A 1,025-nucleotide genomic window follows, 5' to 3' on the forward strand; every position below is an offset into this window, starting at 1 on the left:
CGCAGCAGGCCATTGCCGATTGGCAGTACTGGCAGGACCGAGGCTATCAGTTCTGACATCAGATCGTCCGCCGTGATGCCATAGCATCCGCCGCCCCCACAACGCCAATGACCTGCCGCAGCAGTACTACCAGGTCAACACGGGTTCTGCTGACGGATACAGCAAAGCCCTTGCCAAACTTGTCGCACCAGCATCGGATCGTCTCATATGTCACGGCAACGCCGCGCTCGAAAAGCAGTTCCTCGATGTCGCGCAAGCTCAACTGGAAGCGAAAGTACCAGCGCACGGCGCAACTGATGACGCCGGCTGGGAAGCGGTGACCGCGATAGAGCGACTTCGATTTCTTCATCGCATCATCTTACGTGACCGACCCAACAACCTGACAATGCCCTTTAATGACCTCCCCAGCTTTCTGGTTTCTATTGGGGGTGGGTTGTTGGCATGGTTTTCGCTTGCAATTTGGTTGTTGCTGGAATATTAATTAAATGGTGAGAAAAAGTATAAGGTGTAAATTGATCTTCAGGGAGTAAGTGTTATGCGTAAAGTTATGAACTCGATGTTAGCCTAATCCTCGTACCTGGATACCGGGCAACATCTTCCAGGATGAGCGCCGACAGGCGATGTGGTTCAATCCGCTTCAGCGTCGTCGTTGCCGTAAAGTCGAGGTTCCGCAGCAAGTGCGGTGCGGCACCAGTTTTTATTGGAATCTAGAGCACTCCCTGTGGATAACCTTCGCAATCCTAAGCGAAATCAAGCCCTTACTGCTCGGCACAATGCTACGAGCATCCTTGAAGGACATCCGCGTGACAGGCGCACACCAAAAGCCCACCTTTGGTGATGGGTTGTCGAATCGGCAACGGTTGCTGATTCAGCAACTCCAAAAGCAAACGGCCCATCAAGGGCCGTTTCTGCAGGGCGATACATTAGCGATTAGCGCCGTGATGGCTCAGGTCGAGCAACGTCGTCAATCAGCTTTGCTGACGTCGTCGGGTCAAATGTAAGCCGGCCATCTGCAGCGAGACGGG

Annotated in this window: 1 protein-coding gene and 1 pseudogene; one reads left to right on the top strand and one right to left on the bottom strand. The window is 53.5% G+C overall.

Annotated features, from left to right (window positions below; translation table 11 throughout):
• Nucleotides 1-160: 160 nt before the first annotated feature.
• Nucleotides 161-349, bottom strand: a pseudogene (locus tag A3A5_RS39300) (IS6 family transposase); the annotation flags it as partial.
• A 439-nt stretch (nt 350-788) separates the two neighbouring features.
• On the opposite strand from A3A5_RS39300, the gene A3A5_RS0123770 reads away from it, so the two are divergent.
• On the top strand, nt 789-1,001 hold the full coding sequence (locus tag A3A5_RS0123770; RefSeq protein ID WP_157637290.1) for a hypothetical protein: 213 nt from the start codon (nt 789-791) through the stop codon (nt 999-1,001).
• Nucleotides 1,002-1,025: the final 24 nt, after the last annotated feature.

The organism is Cupriavidus sp. UYPR2.512 (genome assembly GCF_000379565.1).
Classification (GTDB): Bacteria; Pseudomonadota; Gammaproteobacteria; order Burkholderiales; family Burkholderiaceae; genus Cupriavidus.